Origin of the sequence: Bibersteinia trehalosi, assembly GCF_004346205.1 — a bacterium.
In the GTDB taxonomy this organism is placed as follows: domain Bacteria; phylum Pseudomonadota; class Gammaproteobacteria; order Enterobacterales; family Pasteurellaceae; genus Bibersteinia; species Bibersteinia trehalosi.
On sequence record NZ_SMAM01000003.1, the window covers coordinates 164,912 to 181,872 of the forward strand.

General features: G+C 41.9%; 17 protein-coding genes. 14 read left to right on the forward strand and 3 right to left on the reverse strand.

Translation table 11 applies throughout. The features are described from left to right. Window positions 1–161: 161 nt before the first annotated feature. Entirely contained in the window at window positions 162–1,637 is a 1,476-nt protein-coding gene (locus tag EDC51_RS04350; protein WP_131928267.1) for a leucyl aminopeptidase, read from the forward strand. Between the two features lie 30 nt (window positions 1,638–1,667). Here EDC51_RS04350 and EDC51_RS04355 read toward each other — a convergent pair whose 3' ends face one another. Further along, complete coding sequence (locus tag EDC51_RS04355) at window positions 1,668–2,120, reverse strand: DUF5358 family protein (protein ID WP_131928268.1); 453 nt, start codon at window positions 2,118–2,120, stop codon at window positions 1,668–1,670. A gap of 138 nt (window positions 2,121–2,258) precedes the next feature. Between EDC51_RS04355 and EDC51_RS04360 the strand changes: the two genes are divergently transcribed. From EDC51_RS04360 to EDC51_RS04400, 9 genes are all read left to right on the forward strand, one after another. Continuing rightward, complete coding sequence (locus tag EDC51_RS04360; RefSeq protein ID WP_131928269.1) at window positions 2,259–3,077, forward strand: DNA ligase; 819 nt, start codon at window positions 2,259–2,261, stop codon at window positions 3,075–3,077. Between the two features lie 93 nt (window positions 3,078–3,170). Then, entirely contained in the window at window positions 3,171–3,818 is a 648-nt protein-coding gene (pxpB, locus tag EDC51_RS04365) for a 5-oxoprolinase subunit PxpB (RefSeq protein ID WP_025289642.1), read from the forward strand. Beyond that, window positions 3,815–4,744: a 5-oxoprolinase subunit C family protein gene (locus tag EDC51_RS04370; protein WP_131928270.1), complete on the forward strand. Its 930-nt coding sequence runs from the start codon at window positions 3,815–3,817 to the stop codon at window positions 4,742–4,744. The genes pxpB and EDC51_RS04370 overlap by 4 nt, the downstream gene beginning before the upstream one ends. Further along, on the forward strand, window positions 4,731–5,483 hold the full coding sequence (pxpA, locus tag EDC51_RS04375; RefSeq protein ID WP_015433002.1) for a 5-oxoprolinase subunit PxpA: 753 nt from the start codon (window positions 4,731–4,733) through the stop codon (window positions 5,481–5,483). Before EDC51_RS04370 ends, pxpA begins: the two co-directional genes overlap by 14 nt. 42 nt (window positions 5,484–5,525) lie before the next feature. Beyond that, entirely contained in the window at window positions 5,526–6,719 is a 1,194-nt protein-coding gene (locus tag EDC51_RS04380; protein WP_125134571.1) for an NRAMP family divalent metal transporter, read from the forward strand. Between the two features lie 280 nt (window positions 6,720–6,999). After that, window positions 7,000–7,263: an oxaloacetate decarboxylase subunit gamma gene (locus tag EDC51_RS04385; RefSeq protein WP_131928271.1), complete on the forward strand. Its 264-nt coding sequence runs from the start codon at window positions 7,000–7,002 to the stop codon at window positions 7,261–7,263. A gap of 14 nt (window positions 7,264–7,277) precedes the next feature. After that, complete coding sequence (gene oadA, locus EDC51_RS04390; protein ID WP_131928272.1) at window positions 7,278–9,083, forward strand: sodium-extruding oxaloacetate decarboxylase subunit alpha; 1,806 nt, start codon at window positions 7,278–7,280, stop codon at window positions 9,081–9,083. Between the two features lie 9 nt (window positions 9,084–9,092). Beyond that, window positions 9,093–10,397 (forward strand): sodium ion-translocating decarboxylase subunit beta, encoded by a 1,305-nt coding sequence (locus EDC51_RS04395; protein WP_015432997.1) that lies wholly within the window; start codon window positions 9,093–9,095, stop codon window positions 10,395–10,397. A 116-nt stretch (window positions 10,398–10,513) separates the two neighbouring features. Next, window positions 10,514–10,840: a zinc ribbon domain-containing protein YjdM gene (locus tag EDC51_RS04400; protein ID WP_064318848.1), complete on the forward strand. Its 327-nt coding sequence runs from the start codon at window positions 10,514–10,516 to the stop codon at window positions 10,838–10,840. A 45-nt stretch (window positions 10,841–10,885) separates the two neighbouring features. On the opposite strand, the gene EDC51_RS04405 is transcribed toward EDC51_RS04400, so the two are convergent. Then, the gene (locus EDC51_RS04405; protein WP_131928273.1) at window positions 10,886–11,776 is read right to left on the reverse strand and encodes a LysR family transcriptional regulator; all 891 of its coding nucleotides are present in this window, start codon (window positions 11,774–11,776) and stop codon (window positions 10,886–10,888) included. A gap of 213 nt (window positions 11,777–11,989) precedes the next feature. Between EDC51_RS04405 and EDC51_RS04410 the strand changes: the two genes are divergently transcribed. After that, the gene (locus EDC51_RS04410) at window positions 11,990–13,090 is read left to right on the forward strand and encodes an alpha/beta hydrolase (protein WP_131928274.1); all 1,101 of its coding nucleotides are present in this window, start codon (window positions 11,990–11,992) and stop codon (window positions 13,088–13,090) included. A 29-nt stretch (window positions 13,091–13,119) separates the two neighbouring features. Next, window positions 13,120–13,566 carry a nuclear transport factor 2 family protein gene (locus tag EDC51_RS04415; protein WP_131928275.1) on the forward strand — a complete coding sequence of 149 codons (447 nt, stop codon included), beginning with the start codon at window positions 13,120–13,122 and terminating at the stop codon, window positions 13,564–13,566. Between the two features lie 31 nt (window positions 13,567–13,597). Here EDC51_RS04415 and EDC51_RS04420 read toward each other — a convergent pair whose 3' ends face one another. After that, on the reverse strand, window positions 13,598–15,307 hold the full coding sequence (locus EDC51_RS04420) for a protein-disulfide reductase DsbD (RefSeq protein WP_131928276.1): 1,710 nt from the start codon (window positions 15,305–15,307) through the stop codon (window positions 13,598–13,600). A gap of 177 nt (window positions 15,308–15,484) precedes the next feature. On the opposite strand from EDC51_RS04420, the gene artP reads away from it, so the two are divergent. Both artP and EDC51_RS04430 read left to right on the forward strand, forming a co-directional pair. Then, window positions 15,485–16,219, forward strand: a complete 735-nt coding sequence (gene artP, locus EDC51_RS04425; RefSeq protein WP_125134579.1) for an arginine ABC transporter ATP-binding protein ArtP — start codon at window positions 15,485–15,487, stop codon at window positions 16,217–16,219. Between the two features lie 15 nt (window positions 16,220–16,234). After that, window positions 16,235–16,960 carry a transporter substrate-binding domain-containing protein gene (locus EDC51_RS04430; RefSeq protein WP_015432989.1) on the forward strand — a complete coding sequence of 242 codons (726 nt, stop codon included), beginning with the start codon at window positions 16,235–16,237 and terminating at the stop codon, window positions 16,958–16,960. The last annotated feature ends 1 nt before the right edge of the window (window position 16,961 follow it).

Below are 16,961 nucleotides of genomic sequence, written 5' to 3' on the forward strand. Positions count from 1 at the left end.
TCTTAAATTATGCTTGCAATTTTCTAACAAATGAGTAGTTTACGACCTACATTTTTACAATGAGTTGCAAGCGGATTATTTTGCAGAATTTTTTGCAAAAATGAGCGCTTGAAAAAGGTGTAATCATACCTTTTTATCAAATAAAAATCACGAGAGGATTTATGCAATTTAACTTAATTCCAACAAATGAGTGGCAAAACCAAGTGACAGATTGCTTGGTGGTAGCTGTTTTTGAAGAGGGCAAATTATCATCCAGTGCACAACAAGTTGATCAAGCAAGTCATGGTTTTTTAAGTCAGCTACAAGCGCAGGGTGATTTATCAGGCAAAGTTGCACAAGGCTTGGTGTTGCATCACGTACCAAATATTCAAGCAAAGCGTGTATTAGCTATTGGTTGCGGCAAGCAGGGGGAAACTACCGAACGTCAATTTAAACAGCTGGCACAAAAATGCGTAGAATTGCTTGGTCAAACACAAGTTCAACATGCAGTATTTGCTTTAGCAGAAGTGGAAATTAAACAGCGTAGCCCATACTGGTCAGTGCGTTTTGCGGTGGAAGCGATTTGTGAAAGTTTATATCGTTTCGAACAGTTCAAAACGACAAAATCACTAGAATCATCACTTGCTCAAATTAGCTTTGTTGCCGAAGGTAATGACGCAGAAAGTGCCCTAGTCCACGCACAGGCGGTGGCAATCGGGGCAAAATTTACCAAAGATGTGGCGAACTGTCCGCCAAATGTATGCAACCCACGCTACCTTGCGGATTGTGCGCTAGCGCTTGCTGAGCAATACCACACTATTTCTACGACTATCGTTGATGAAAAACAGATGGCAGAGTTGGGTATGAATTCCTATCTTGCGGTTTCTCGTGGTTCGGCAAATGAAGCCTTTATGTCGATCATTAACTATCAAAACAACGGCAATGCGAAGCCGATCGTATTAATCGGCAAAGGTATGACTTTTGACAGTGGCGGTATTTCACTCAAACCGGGCGAAGCAATGGACGAGATGAAATACGATATGGGCGGTGCGGCAGCAGTATACGGCACAATGAAAGCGATTGCCGAGCTGAATTTGCCATTAAACGTGATTGGTGTATTAGCTGGCTGCGAAAATATGCCAGATGCCAACGCTTACCGCCCAGGTGACATCATCACTACAATGTCGGGTAAAACAGTGGAAGTGTTAAATACCGATGCAGAAGGGCGTATGGTACTTTGTGATGCTTTAACTTACGCAGAACGTTTTGAGCCTGAATTAGTGATTGATGTGGCAACCCTCACTGGGGCGTGTATGATTGCACTTGGCAACCACAACAGCGGCTTAATTTCTACCGATGATGAACTTGCCGAACAACTATTCCAAGCAGGACAGGCGAGTGGCGATAAAGTGTGGCGTTTACCGATGGGCGAAGAGTATCAAGAGCAGCTTAAATCTAATTTTGCTGATCTTGCTCACTTAGGCGGACGAATGGGAGGTGCGATTACCGCAGGCGTATTCTTATCTAACTTCGCTGAAAAATTCCGTTGGGCTCATCTAGATATTGCAGGCACCGCTTGGAAATCGGGTGCAGGAAAAGGAGCAACGGGTAGACCTGTTCCGCTTTTAACCGAGTTTTTAATCAATCATGCAAAATAAGAGATAGGGCGGAATTATCCGCCCTATTTTTTAACGTGGCGAATGAATCAGTTGTAATGTATCGCCCATCATATCTGAAAACGCCATTTTAAACTTTTCACATTCTCGGGCATTCACATTGGCATTTTGGTGATTAAATTTATCTAATTTGTCAAAGAAATAGTGTTGTGATGCTTCATCATCCACAAAAATGGTTTTGGCATTTTGCTTACCAATGATTTTTTCCAATACTTTTGGAACTACGCCATAATTCCATACAAATTGTTCAAGCTCAGAATACTTGCTGTAAACCTGCGCTTGGGCTTGCTCGTAACTTAAACCAGCCAAATTTGGGTGAATACACTGTTCGGCATTATTCATTTGCAACACATACTCTTTCATTTGACTATTTGAAATTTTGTATTTTGCGTGGGGATATTTTTGATCTAATTCACTGCTACAAGCAGCTAAAAGGGCAGTGGCAATCAGAGCTATTTTTTTCATTTTTAATCCTTACAAGCGGTAGATTCTTCACTAATTTTTGCAAATTTTGGGACGTAGATCCCAAAAATAGATAAAAAATCGGATGTTGGCTAATCGGTTACCTATATTAACAAAACTTTGTTTGATAGGAGAAAGGTTATGTGGCGATTACTTTTGATTTTTATGGCAACATTGGCAACAGCGCAGCCGCTTAATTTAATGCTACTTGAACAGTATAAAGATCAACCTATTGATGGCTGGGTAATGAGTGAAAAGCTTGATGGTGTAAGAGGTTTCTGGGATGGTGAACAGTTGATTAGCCGCCAAGGATTCCCGCTCGCTCCGCCTGATTATTTCATCAAAAATTTTCCTCCTTTCGCTATTGATGGCGAGCTTTTCAGTGAGCGCGGCAAATTTGAAGAAATTGCGGCAACCGTGCGTTCGGCAAATCCGAAAGGGTGGTACAAATTAAAATTACACGTTTTTGATGTGCCAAATGCCGAAGGCGATCTTTTTGCAAGGTTGACGAAACTACAAAACTTTCTTGCAGAAAACCCAAGTGATTATATTGAAATTATTGAGCAGATCCCTGTAAAAGACAAGGCTCATCTCAATGCTTTTTTCAATGAAGTCCAAAAACTAGGTGGTGAAGGTGTGGTGGTTCGCAATCCAAATTCGCCTTATATTCAAGGCAGATCAGCACAAATTCTCAAACTCAAAGCCATTGATGATGAAGAATGTACAGTGATTGCTCATCATAAAGGCAAAGGGAAATATGCGGATAAATTAGGTTCAATTACCTGTGAAAATGAACGTGGTCGCTTTCGGATTGGTTCAGGTTTTAAAGATAAAGAGAGAGAAAATCCGCCCGCTATCGGCACGGTAATTACGTATAAATATCGAGGTTTAACGGCAAATGGCAAACCACGTTTTGCCACATATTGGCGTGAACGGAGTGATATTTTGCAACAAAAATAACGTATAGATCACAATTTTTTGAAAATCTATTTGACAGGAAAAATGTTCGAGCGTAAAACGTTTTTACCTTTTATTAACATTTTGGGGCGTTTTATGCTCACCATTCATCATACGAGCGAACATTCCCTGCTGTGTTCTGCTTCCCCGCCTGCTGAACTTAGCAAACAGCAACAAATTTGGGCTATATCTGCGCAAGCTCGTCGCTTACCGAATGTACAAGAAGTCGTAGTAGGTATGAATAATTTTACCGTCTATTATGATTTATTCACCGCTAGCCAACCCCTCATTGAGCATTTGCAAGCCCTGTGGGAAAACTATCAAACGCAAACGACCAAAACTGCTCGCTGTGTAGAAATCCCAGTGCATTATGGCGGTGAATTTGGCGAAGATTTATTTGAGGTTGCGCGCTTTCACCATACTACGCCTGAAGAGATTATCCGCCGTCATACCGACCCGACTTACACCGTATTTATGATCGGCTTTCAAGCTGGTTTTCCTTATCTCAATGGCTTGCCTGAAAATTTACACACGCCACGTCGTGACGTACCACGCACTAAAGTACCAGCTGGTTCGGTTGGGATTGGCGGTAGTCAAACGGGGATTTACCCTTTCACATCGCCAGGGGGCTGGCAGCTTTTAGGTAGAACCGAATTACCCCTATTTGATATTCAACAGTCTCCGCCAACACTATTAAATGCTGGAGATAATGTCCGTTTTGTCGCAGAGAGTATCCGTCTATGATCTACATTAAACAAATGCAAGGGTTTGCCCATATTCAAGATTTAGGACGTTATGGTTATCGCTCGCTCGGTATTGGGCATAGTGGGGCAATGGATAAACTTGCCTTACAAGCGGGTAATTTATTGCTAAAAAATGCAGAAAATGCTCCTGCGATAGAAATTACCTTAGGTGGAATGAGCCTGACTTTTGACTGTGATACACCATTTTGCTTTACGGGGGCATTAGTCGAAGCAGAACTAGATGGAATCCCCGTTTTTGCTTATTTCCGCTACACCGCAAAAGCTCGTCAGACCTTAACTCTCAAACGTATTGTTCAAGGCAATTATGCTTATCTTTGTGTCGCAGGTGGTTTTCTGGTGCAGCAGGTGCTTGGTTCAGCCAGTACCGATCTCAAAGCTCAATTTGGCGGCTATCAAGGGCGAATGTTAAAAGCCGGTGATACGATTCCAACGGCTTTACGTGATACCCAATTATCATTTCTAGGCGTTGAGCCGATCAATTTTACTCAGCGAATTGGGGCAACAACCTCTTCTGAATATGATGCTTTTACCCAAGACAGCCGAGAACGTTTTTGGCAACAAGGCTGGATACTGCAGCACAATAGCAATCGGATGGGCTACCGTTTTGCAGAAAATCCACTGAAATTGACCGCTTCCCTTGAAATGCTTTCGTATGCAGCGCCTGCTGGCACTGTGCAAGTCCCCCCTGATGGACAGCCTATTGTGTTAATGGCCGATGCCCAAACCACTGGGGGATACCCTAAAATTGCTTGTGTGATTGCTGCTGATTTGGGACGTCTTGCTCAGACTGCGATTGGTCGTGCGGTGCAGTTTGTATTATTAAGCCGAGAGCAGGCGGTAGCACGTTACCAACAAGATCAAGATTATTTAGCGAACATTTGGAGAAAAGCAAATGAAGAGAATTGATTTAAATGTAGATCTCGCTGAAGGCTGTGCCAATGATGAGCAATTACTACAGCTAGTAAGCTCGGCAAATGTCAGTTGTGGCTTGCATGCAGGCGATTACAATGAAATGCGTAAAGCCATTTTATGGGCAAAAGCAAATAATGTACGAGTTGGCGCTCACCCGAGTTTTCCCGATCGAGAAAATTTTGGACGAACCAATATGAATTTGCCCAATGATGAAATAAAAGCTTGCTTGCTTTATCAGCTAGGGGCAATCAAAGCTTTATGTGATGCAGAAAGTGTTCGATTGAGTTACGTAAAACCACACGGTGCATTATATAACCAAGCCGCAAAAGATCCTCAACTTGCAGGCTTGATTGCAGAAACTATTAAACACTTTGATCCTTCACTAAAATTAATGGGGCTTTCAGGTAGTTTAATGCTCTCTGTTGCTGAAAACATTGGGTTGGAAACGATTTCTGAAGTATTTGCTGATCGCCGTTATCTTGCCGATGGTTCTCTAGTGCCAAGATCTCGCCCTGATGCAATGGTAGAAAGCGATGGTGAAGCAATCGCTCAAGTATTGGAAATGATTGAGCAGGGCACTGTGCTTACTGTAGATGGCGGTAACGTACCGATTAAAGCAGAAAGTGTTTGCTTGCATGGCGATGGCGAGCACGCCGTGGTATTTGCCAAGAGAATTTTGGAGGAATTGAGAAATCGGGGGATTTCGATCTGCTCTGACAATCCAATAACTTGATTAAAATGACAAATAAAAAACAACAAAAACAGGAGAGACAAGATGTCAAATACAACAAAAAACCGTAGTGCTTTGCTCGGCGCTGCTTTTTTGATGGCAACCTCTGCCATTGGACCGGGATTTTTAACCCAAACTGCCACTTTTACGCAAACACTACTTGCTAGTTTCGGCTTTGTGATTTTGCTTTCAATTCTGCTAGATATTGGTGCTCAACTGAATATTTGGCGTATTGTGGCAGTCTCTGAAAAGAAAGCACAGGATATTGCAAATGCGGTGTTGCCTGGGGCTGGATATTTCCTAGCAATTTTGATTGTCATGGGGGGGCTTGCGTTTAATATCGGTAATGTGGGTGGTGCGGGTTTAGGCTTGAATATTCTCACAGGATTTGCTCCTGAAACAGGAGCGATTATTAGTGGTGCGATAGCGGTAGGCGTGTTCTTATTCCGTGAAGCAGGTAAAGTGATGGATAGATTTGCCCAAATTATGGGATTTATTATGATCGCTTTGACTATTTTTGTTGCGGTAAAATCTAACCCGCCTATTGGTGATGCAGTTGTGCATACTTTTATTCCTGCACAGCTTGATGTTATTGCGATTGTTACGCTCGTAGGCGGTACTGTTGGAGGATATATTACTTTTGCTGGTGCACATCGGTTGTTAGATGCGGGGATTAAAGGCAAAGAAAATCTTAAAGAAGTGAGTAAAAGCTCTGTCTCTGCCATTTTGATCGCCTCAATTATGCGCGTGGTACTTTTCTTAGCGGTATTAGGCGTTGTATCACAAGGCGTAAAACTTAATCCAGCAAACCCAGCATCAACCCCATTTGAATATGTGGCGGGTAATATCGGACTAATTATTTTCGGTATCGTTATTTGGGCGGCGTCCATTACATCTGTAATTGGTGCAGCTTATACTTCGGTTTCATTTATCACCTCCTTCTCGCCATTTATTGAGAAGCATAAAAACTGTTTTATCGTTGCCTTTATTATCATTTCAACCGCAGTGCTTGCGACTGTTGGTAGACCTGCTCAAGTATTGGTTTTTGTTGGCACACTAAATGGTCTCATTTTACCTATTTCTCTTGGCTTAGTGCTGCTGGCTGCACATAAAAGCAAAATTGTGGGCGACTATAAACACCCAGTTTGGATGACAATAGCAGGTACTGTTGTTGTAGTGAGCATGGCAATTTTAAGTATGATGACTCTTTCAAAATATATTTCTGGGCTATTTGCCTAACAGGTTTGAGGCTGCAATGGCAGCCTTTTATTTTGCAAATTTTTCGCAGAAATTGACCGCTTATATTATTAGGGCGTATTGGTGTTTCAAACGGGGTTGTGGCTTCGGCAAAAATTCGCCAAGCCCGCTGGGGGGTATTTTTAATCGACAACGTCACTTCATTTGAAACATCAATACGCCCTAACGTATTAGAAAATTTTATGATTTAAATTAGATTTAATATTGAGTTTTGCTGTTATCTCGTTTACATTACAGACTATCTTTTTGATAGGAGTGAAAAATGAGTGAAACCGAACTATTACGAGAAGGGTTAAACTTGATGTTAGTTGGAATGGGATTTGTGTTAGTTTTCCTCTTTCTGCTAATTTTTGCCATTAGCCTGATTTCTAAAGTCGTTAATACTTATTTCCCAGAACACACACCACAATCAGCAACCTCTGCACCTGCGTCTATCTCAACGGCTAGTGTGAATGATATAGCGTTGCTGCGTCCAGTGATCGCTGCCGCGATCGCCCATCACCGCCGCCAACAAGGGCTACATTAAATTAAGGATCAATCATGACAAAAAAAATTGCCATTACTGACGTTGTATTGCGTGATGCTCACCAATCTCTATTTGCTACCCGTCTACGTTTAGACGATATGTTACCGATTGCCAAAGAATTAGATGATATTGGCTATTGGTCTCTAGAAGCGTGGGGGGGGGCAACTTTCGACTCTTGTATCCGTTTCTTAGGCGAAGATCCGTGGGTGCGTTTGCGTGAATTGAAAAAAGCCATGCCTAAAACCCCTCTGCAAATGTTATTGCGTGGTCAGAATTTATTAGGCTATCGCCATTATGCCGATGATGTGGTGGATAAATTTGTGGAACGTTGTGTCGCAAACGGTATGAGTGTCTTCCGTGTATTTGATGCGATGAATGACCCACGCAATATGCAACAAGCACTACAAGCGGTGAAAAAACAAGGCGGACATGCACAAGGGACATTAAGTTATACCACCAGCCCTGTGCATACCTTGCAAACTTGGTTAGATGTGACCGAGCAGTTAATGGAAATCGGCATTGATTCTTTGGTGATCAAAGATATGTCAGGCATTTTAACCCCATTTGCCGCAAGTGAATTAGTCAGCGAAATCAAAAAACGTTTTGATGTTGAACTACACTTACACTGCCACTCAACCACAGGTATGGCAGAAATGGCATTGCTTAAAGCGATTGAAGCCGGTATTGATGGAGTAGATACCTCTATCTCTTCAATGAGCGGTACTTATGGTCACCCAGCAACTGAATCATTAGTGGCCACCTTACAAAGCACACAATTTGATACGGGATTAAGCATTCCTAAGTTAGAAAAAATTGCCGCTTATTTCCGTGAAGTACGTAAAAAATACCACGCTTTTGAAGGGCAATTAAAAGGGGTGGACAGCCGTATTCTCGTGGCGCAAGTACCGGGTGGAATGCTCACTAATCTTGAAAGCCAGCTCAAACAGCAAAATGCTTCCGATAAACTTGATGCGGTATTAACTGAAATTCCAAAAGTACGTGAAGATTTAGGTTTCTTGCCGCTTGTTACCCCGACTTCGCAAATCGTAGGGACTCAAGCAGTAATGAACGTATTAATGGGTGAGCGTTACAAAACCATCGCTAAAGAAACCGCGGGCGTATTAAAAGGTGAATATGGTAGAACGCCTGCTCCTGTTAATACTGAATTACAAGCTCGTGTTTTGGAAGGTGGAGAAGCGATTACGTGTCGCCCTGCAGATAAAATCGCCCCAGAAATGGATAAACTGCTTGCAGAGGTGAAAGCACAAGCGGCTGAAAAAGGGTTAAAACTTGCAAATGAAGTGGACGACACATTAATCGTGGCACTTTTCCAACAAGTTGGCTGGAAATTCTTAGAAAACCGTAATAACCCAGCCGCGTTTGAGCCTGTACCAACTGCAGAAAGCAAAGCCGCAGAGAAATCAGCGGCAGCGCCTACACCGAAAGCAGGTGAACCAGCGGTTTACACCGTTGAGCTTGAAGGTAAAGCCTTTGTGGTGAAAGTGAGCGATGGTGGCGACATTAGCCAAATCAGCCAAGTTGCCGCACCGCAAGCAGCACCAGTTGCCGCTCCAGCCCCTGCAGCAGCGGCAGCACCAACAGGAGCTGGCGAGCCAGTTACTGCACCAATGGCAGGTAACATTGTTAAAGTGTTGGTTTCTGAAGGGCAAAGCGTGGCACAAGACGAAGTGTTACTCATCTTAGAAGCCATGAAAATGGAAACCCAAATCTGTGCAACCAAAGCTGGCACAGTAAAAGGTATTAAAGTCAAAGCAGGCGATGTGGTTGCCGTTGGCGACACCTTGCTAGAGCTTGCCTAAGGGGGCTGAATGGAAAGCATTATTGCATTAATTCAAGGCACAGGCTTAATGCACTTAGAGTGGGGGCAAGCGGTGATGATTATCATCAGTTTGGTGCTACTCTGGCTTGCAATTTCTAAGCAGTTTGAGCCGTTATTATTGCTGCCGATTGGTTTCGGCGGCTTGCTTTCAAACATTCCTGAGGCAGGCTTAGCAATGACTGCACTGGATAATTTGCTACACAGTGGCACAGCCGAACAGTTGGCGATTGTGGCTGCAAAATTAGGCACAAGTGCAGATTTAGGCTCAATTAAAACCGCTTTAAACACTGCTCTGCCATCAGTTCAAAATGAATTGGATGTGATGGCGGGCGATATGGGCTATACCGCAGGTGTGCTTGCCTTGTTCTATAAAATTGCAATTGGCTATGGGGTTGCACCACTGATTATCTTTATGGGCGTTGGTGCAATGACAGACTTCGGCCCTCTACTTGCTAACCCAAGAACGCTACTTTTAGGTGCTGCAGCACAATTTGGTATCTTTGCAACTGTACTCGGTGCAGTGGGCTTAAACTGGTTAGGTGTGATTGATTTCACTCTGCCACAAGCTGCAGCCATCGGGATTATCGGTGGTGCAGACGGCCCAACTGCAATCTATATTGCCAGCAAACTCGCCCCTGAATTATTAGGTGCAATTGCAGTTGCAGCTTACTCTTATATGGCATTGGTGCCGTTAATCCAACCTCCAATTATGAAGGCTTTAACTAATGAGCAAGAACGTAAAATCAAAATGGTACAACTTCGCCACGTTAGTAACCGTGAGAAAATCTTGTTTCCAATTGCATTATTGTTATTAGTCGCTTTCTTGTTACCGGATGCAGCACCATTGCTCGGTATGTTCTGTTTCGGTAACTTATTAAGAGTCAGTGGCGTGGTTGAGCGTTTGAACGACACCGCACAAAATGCATTAATTAACATTACCACGATTTTCTTAGGTTTATCCGTAGGTTCAAAATTAGTTGCCGATAAATTCTTACAACCGCAAACATTGGGTATTTTATTATTGGGTGTTATTGCATTCTGTATTGGTACCGCAAGTGGTGTATTAATGGCAAAACTTATGAACAAAGTGAGCAAAAACAAAGTAAACCCACTGATTGGTGCCGCAGGTGTTTCAGCTGTACCGATGGCTGCTCGTGTAGCCAATAAGGTGGGCTTGGAAGCGGATAAACAAAACTTCCTACTCATGCACGCAATGGGCCCGAATGTGGCTGGCGTAATCGGCTCAGCCATTGCCGCTGGGGTAATGCTCAAATATATTGCGACCCTTGGCTAAACGAGATTAAATTAAAAATCCCGCTTCGGTGGGATTTTTTCTGCTTGTATTTTGCAAAATTTTCCCTGAAATCGACCGCTTGCTTTATAATAATGCTTTTTTTAACGGAGATAACAATGGATTTCCCTATTTGCCCACAATGTAACAGTGAAAATACTTACCACGATTCTATTCAATTTGTTTGCCCAGACTGTGCTTACGAATGGACAGGCGAAGAAGTTGCAGAGCAAGATGATGAGGATCAATTAATTGTAAAAGATGCTAACGGTAACTTACTTGCAGATGGTGATGATGTTATTTTAGTCAAAGATCTTAAACTAAAAGGTTCATCAGAGGTATTAAAAAAGGGTACGAAATATAAAGGTATCCGCCTTGCCCACGGCGATCACAATGTTGATTGCGGTAAGATTATGCTGAAATCAGAGTTTTTGAAGAAAGCTTAATATCCCATTAAAGGCTAAGTTTATACTTAGCCTTATCTATATATTTTAAATTCGTAATTGCGCAACGAGAGCCTGAAAAAGCGGTGAATTTTGGCGGCTGTTAGGGTAATAAAGATGATAGCCGTCATAGTGCATTGCCCATTCATTCAGAATAGGAACGAGCGTGCCGTTATTTAACTCGGTTTGAATGCTGTCTTTCGGTGTCCAAATAATGCCTAAGCCTTGTTTTGCGTAGTGTGGTAACAAGAAGCCATTATTTACGGTGAGATTACCCTGTGGTTGAAGCTTGATCGTTTTTTGCGTGATGGGATCATTAAATTCCCACGTCATAATGCCCCCCAGTGTGGCAAGACGATGTTTTAGGCAACAATGTTTGGTTAAATCAAAAGGGGTTTTTGGCGTGCCAAATTTTGCCAGATAGTCAGGACTGGCAGCGGTAACCATTTGTAAATCAGGCGAAATGCGTAACGCAATCATATCTTTGGCAACATCTGCACCAAGCCGTATGCCTGCATCAAAACGCTCTGCCACAATATCCACAAAACGGTCTTCGGCAACCAGCTCTAATTCCACTTCGGGATAACGTTTGGCAAATTCAGCAAATTTATCGGCTAACACATAGCGAAAAACGTGTTCATTGCCGTTAATGCGTAATGATCCTTTGACGGTATTGCGAAATGCACTTAATTCGTCTATTTCTTGGTCAATTTCCGCAAAGAGTGGCACGAGTCGCTGATAGAGCTGTTCGCCTGCTTCGGTGGTGGAAATGCTACGAGTGGTGCGGTAAAACAGTTTTATATTCAACCGTTCTTCAATGCCTTTAATACTATGGGATAACGCCGACTGCGATACGCCCATTTGTGCTGCGGCTTTGGTAAAACTGCCTGTTTGTGCCACTTTCAAAAAGGCACGGAGATCGTTAAGGTTTTCTTTCATGTTGACTTTATTGATGAATTTTTTTCATAAGAGTATCCTGATTTTCCTATCTAATCAAAATAAATCTACCGTTTTATACTTATCTTAAAACAAGCAAGCGATTAGAAATCAGATGAAATTTGCAAAATGGCTTATACGGTAAAATTAAAAGAGCCGCAATAGACGCTAACACAAGCGATTGCGACATTATTCTAAATTCAAACGGAGCAAAAAATGAAATTAAAAACGACTTTGTTACTCGCAACATTAAGTGCGGTAGTTTTAACTGGTTGCCAAACTGCAAGCAATGCCTTACAGATTGAAAAACAGGGTAGCTTTACCGTAGGCGGAAGCTATGTGACTCACAAAGGCACATTTAATCCCGAGCACTTTATTAGCCCGAATGGGCAACGTGCTTATGGCGATTTTGCTTATGTGAAATATCAAACGCCCGTCAATGCGAAAAAATATCCACTGATTTTCCAACACGGTGGCGCACAATCTTCTCGCACTTGGGAAAGTACCGTTGATGGGCGTGAAGGATTTGATAGTTTATTTTTGCGTAAAGGGTATAGCGTTTATTTGCTGGATCAGCCAAGAAGCGGTAAAGCGAACCTTTCTACCCTAGCTGTTACTCCTGATACCCCTTGGGCAAGTAATCCAATGTATGGCGATAAAACGTTATGGATTCTTTCTCGAATGGGCAGTTACGATAACAACGGCAAGCCTGTGGCGAATGCTCAATTTCCACAAGGTGAAACAGCTTATCAAGCCTTCCAACAAGCGTGGACAATTGGCTCTGGCCCGCTGGATAATGATTTAAATGCAGACGTATTAGCACAGCTTGTTAATCAAACTGATGGTGCAATCCTTGTGACTCACTCAATGGGTGGTACTATCGGCTGGCGTGCTGCATTGCGTTCAAACAAAGTGAAAGGCATTGTGGCGTGGGAACCGGGTGGCACACCGTTTATCTTCCCTGAAAATGAAATGCCAAAAATCACCAAAGCTCGCTTTGAAGCGCTTAGCGGATCGGCAATAGGCGTACCCATGAGCGAATTTAAGAAACTGACTCAACTTCCAATCGTGCTTTACTACGGTGACTATATTCAAGTGGGATCGAAAAATGTTGGCGAAGATAAATGGGGAACTGAACTGGAAATGGCAAAACAGTTTGTAGCAGCCATCAATAGACATGGTGGAGATGCGACACTCGTTCATTTGCCTGAGATCGGCATTAAAGGCAACTCACACTTTTTAATGGGTGAGAAAAATAATGCCCAACTTGCCGAGTTAGCCGCAGATTGGTTAAAAGCGAAAGGGTTGGATAAATAATCATTTTTAACAAATAAAAGGAAATCATAATGAACTTACAACAACTCCAAGATCGTTTAGCATTAAAAGATTTAGTAGATACCTTCTCTAATCTTGCTGATGAAAAAAATGTGACCGCACAAATGCCATTATTTACGGAAAATGCCATCGTCAATACCTATATTGGTGGTGAATTAGTATTTGCAATGCAAGGGCGAGCGGAAATTGAAAAAGTGTTTACGGAATACTTAACACCTTTTCATTCAGTTTATCACTTAAATGGTCAGCATACGGTAACGTTTCAAGATGAAATGAATGCGAGTGCAATCAACTATTGCCAAGTGGCATTGGTGCGTAAAAATGAAGCGGGCAAAGACGTGATGTTAAGCCATTATGTGCGTTATCACGATACTTATGTGAAACAAGCGGGTCAGTGGCTTATTGCTGAACGCATTGCAAATTTTATGATTAGTGAAGAGCGAGTGATGGGGGCGTAGCGTGAAGGGAGGGCTTAGCCCTCCTTTTCGTTTAAAGCTGATTTAACCAAGCTAGAAATGCTTCTGCGGGCATAAAACCTGTAACTCGAGCTTGGCTTATTTCCGTTCCTTGCTCATCAAAGAATAAAATTGTGGGTAAGCCGAGCACATTGAAATGTTTCATGAGTTCATCATTAGCAGGTGAGTTTTTAGTCATATCAACTTGTAATACCAGCATTTCACTCAATTTAGCTTTCACTTCGGGATTTGGGAATGTGTATTTCTCAAACTCTTTACAAGCAACACACCAATCCGCATAGAGATCGAGCATTACTTTTTTTCCTTGTGAAGCGGTTAGTTTTTGTTGTAATTCTGCAAGTGTAGTCACTCGGCTAAAGTGAATAGGCGCTTGTGTTGTCTGGTTGGTATCTCCCCAAACTAAATCTGCGAAAGGCTTTGCACAGAGTGCAAGCGCAATGATTAAAAGTAGTTTTAGGCTTTTCTGATAAAGCTTGGCAGGGCCAACTTTTTCATAAGCCCAAGCAATAAAGGCAATTGCCAATGCTGACCATAGATAGCTTTCCCATTCAGGGAAGATGCGAGCAAGTAAAAATACGGGTAACGCTAGCATCACAAAGCCAAAAATCGTTTTCACATTGAGTAACCAATCGCCTGATTTAGGCAGAATTCTATTCCCGAACAGAGTAATTAAAATTAATGGAATACCCATTCCTAAAGCGAGCAGATAGAGAGCTCCGCCCCCTGTAATGAGATCGCCACTTTGTGCAACATAAAGCAGCGCGCCAGAAAGTGGCGCTGAAGTACAAGGTGAAGCAACTAAACCAGCGATCATGCCCATGATAAACACACTGATAAATGAACCGCCTTGTTGCTGTTGGCTTAGCGTGTTTAGCTTTTGTTGCCAGCTATTTGGTAGGCGGATTTCAAATAAGCCAAACATTGAGAGTGCCAGTATCGTAAATAAAATAGAGAGCCCGATCAGCACAGGTGGGCTTTGTAAAGCGACTTGGAATGGTAAACCAATTGCTGCAACGATTAAGCCTAGCAGAGTATAAGTTAATGCCATACCTTGCACATAGGTAATACTTAACAAGAGGGCTTTGGCGGTATTTGGGCGGTTTTGGTTGCCGATAACAATCGCAGAGAGCAATGGCAACATGGGTAATACGCAGGGGGTAAAAGCTAAGCCGATACCAAGTACAAAGAACCAAAAGACAGAAAGGCGACTTTGCGATAAATTTTGGGCAAGTTGGTCTTGTTTGGCAATAGGAGCATTTGTTAAAGCGGTTGTATTTTCCGTATTTTTTGCAAAATTTTGCGTATTATCAACCGCTTGCTTGGCTAAATCGAGAATAACGGTTTCAGGTGGATAGCAAAATCCTTTGGTGCAACCTTGATAACGAATTTCGACTTTCCCAACATGTTTTTGGAGTGGAACCTGAATGGCAAGTTGATGGCGGAAAATCTCGACATCGCCAAAAAATTCATCGTGATAACGTTCACTGGCAGGGAATTGTGGCTCGTCTAACTCACTATGAAGGCCTGTTATTTCAATCTCTTTTTTATACAGATAATAGCCATCTGCAATTTGCCAATTAAGTTCAAGGAGATTTCCTGATTGTTTATGCGAAAAAGCAAATGCTTGCTCACTACTGAGAAACTTTGGCTGTGATTTAAATAATCCTGCTTGTGCACTGCACGCAATAAGTAGCAGGGAAAGGTAGGTCAAAAAACGCTGCATAGGTTAGTTCCCGAATAAAATAGTCGCAGATTGTAATATGGATGTATGACTTGAGAAAGTGATAATTTTCAACGGGGCAATAAAAAATAATTAACAAAATTTTTTCAAAAAATTACTTGCATAATTATTCATTAAATTCTAATATCTATTCAAATTTTCGAAAATAGGATTACACGAATGGCAATTCGTATTCATAATGTCAATTTTTTCTATGGCAGTAATCAAGCGCTGTTTGACATTAACTTAGATATTGAAAAAGGCGATACGGTTGTATTACTTGGGCCGAGTGGAGCAGGGAAAAGTACACTCATTCGCACTTTAAATTTAATGGAAGTTCCACAATCGGGCTCATTGCAGGTTGCAAATCATCAGTTTGATTTAACTGCTAAAACAGATAGTAAGCAAGTCGCATTATTGCGAAGAGAAGTGGGAATGGTGTTTCAGCAATATCATCTTTGGAACCACTTAAGTGTTATGCAAAATTTAATCGAAGCGCCAATGAAAGTGCTTGGATTAAGTAAAACAGAGGCATTAGAGCGTGCTAACGGATTGCTTGCACGTTTAAAGCTTGCAGAATTTGCAGATCGTTTCCCATTGCAGCTTTCTGGCGGGCAACAACAGCGTGTTGCGATTGCTAGAGCATTAATGATGCAACCTAATGTGCTGCTATTTGATGAACCAACAGCTGCCCTTGACCCTGAAATTACCGCGCAAGTGGTAGATATCATTAAAGAATTGCAGGAAACTGGTATTACGCAAGTGATTGTTACGCATGAGGTATCAGTTGCCCGTAAAGTTGCGACGAAAGTCGTGTATATGGAACAGGGTAAAATTATTGAATTTGGTGATGCAACTTGTTTTGAACAACCAAAAACAGCGGAGTTTGCTAACTATCTTTCTCATTCTGATTAGTATAAGGACACAACAATGAAAAAATTACTTTTAAGTGCAGTGATCGCTGCGACTACTATGGCAAATGCGCAAGAAATTACTTTTGCTATGGAACCAAGCTACCCTCCGTTTGAATTAACAAACGAAAAAGGTGAGATTGTGGGGTTTGATGTGGATGTGGCAAATGCCATTTGTAAAGAAATTGGTGCAACTTGTCATTTTAAAAGCCAAGCATTTGATGCTTTAATCCCTAGCTTAATTAAAGGTCGTGGCGGTTTTGATGCGGCAATTTCTGCCATTGATATTACAGAAGCACGTGCAAAACAAGTGGCATTTACGGATGCTTACTATGAAAGTTCTGCAAGTTTTATTGCGGTAAAGGATAAAAATGTAAGCTTAGAAACTGCGAAGAAAGTTGGGGTACAAAATGGTACAACCTATCAGCAGTATGTGAATAATGAAACTAAACAGTATGCAGCTTCTTCTTACAATAGCTTGCAAGATGCTGTATTAGACCTAAAAAATGGTCGTATTGATATTATCTTTGGTGATACCGATGTGTTGCGTGATATGTTTGAGAAAAATCCTGAATTAGGGTTTGTCGGTGAAAAAGTGACTGATAAAAAATATTTCAATAACGGCTTAGGTATTGCAGTGAATAAATCTAAGACAGAGTTAGTTGAAAGCTTAAACAAAGGTATCAAAGCAATTAAAGAAAGCGGTGAGTACCAAACAATTTATGATAAATGGATGACTAAATAAT

Coding starts and splice junctions, on each gene's coding strand:
- EDC51_RS04350 (WP_131928267.1), top strand. CDS start 162: ATGCAATTTAACTTAATTCCAACAAATGAGTGGCAAAACCAAGTGACA.
- EDC51_RS04355 (WP_131928268.1), bottom strand. CDS start 2,120: ATGAAAAAAATAGCTCTGATTGCCACTGCCCTTTTAGCTGCTTGTAGC.
- EDC51_RS04360 (WP_131928269.1), top strand. CDS start 2,259: ATGTGGCGATTACTTTTGATTTTTATGGCAACATTGGCAACAGCGCAG.
- pxpB (WP_025289642.1), top strand. CDS start 3,171: ATGCTCACCATTCATCATACGAGCGAACATTCCCTGCTGTGTTCTGCT.
- EDC51_RS04370 (WP_131928270.1), top strand. CDS start 3,815: ATGATCTACATTAAACAAATGCAAGGGTTTGCCCATATTCAAGATTTA.
- pxpA (WP_015433002.1), top strand. CDS start 4,731: ATGAAGAGAATTGATTTAAATGTAGATCTCGCTGAAGGCTGTGCCAAT.
- EDC51_RS04380 (WP_125134571.1), top strand. CDS start 5,526: ATGTCAAATACAACAAAAAACCGTAGTGCTTTGCTCGGCGCTGCTTTT.
- EDC51_RS04385 (WP_131928271.1), top strand. CDS start 7,000: ATGAGTGAAACCGAACTATTACGAGAAGGGTTAAACTTGATGTTAGTT.
- oadA (WP_131928272.1), top strand. CDS start 7,278: ATGACAAAAAAAATTGCCATTACTGACGTTGTATTGCGTGATGCTCAC.
- EDC51_RS04395 (WP_015432997.1), top strand. CDS start 9,093: ATGGAAAGCATTATTGCATTAATTCAAGGCACAGGCTTAATGCACTTA.
- EDC51_RS04400 (WP_064318848.1), top strand. CDS start 10,514: ATGGATTTCCCTATTTGCCCACAATGTAACAGTGAAAATACTTACCAC.
- EDC51_RS04405 (WP_131928273.1), bottom strand. CDS start 11,776: ATGAAAGAAAACCTTAACGATCTCCGTGCCTTTTTGAAAGTGGCACAA.
- EDC51_RS04410 (WP_131928274.1), top strand. CDS start 11,990: ATGAAATTAAAAACGACTTTGTTACTCGCAACATTAAGTGCGGTAGTT.
- EDC51_RS04415 (WP_131928275.1), top strand. CDS start 13,120: ATGAACTTACAACAACTCCAAGATCGTTTAGCATTAAAAGATTTAGTA.
- EDC51_RS04420 (WP_131928276.1), bottom strand. CDS start 15,307: ATGCAGCGTTTTTTGACCTACCTTTCCCTGCTACTTATTGCGTGCAGT.
- artP (WP_125134579.1), top strand. CDS start 15,485: ATGGCAATTCGTATTCATAATGTCAATTTTTTCTATGGCAGTAATCAA.
- EDC51_RS04430 (WP_015432989.1), top strand. CDS start 16,235: ATGAAAAAATTACTTTTAAGTGCAGTGATCGCTGCGACTACTATGGCA.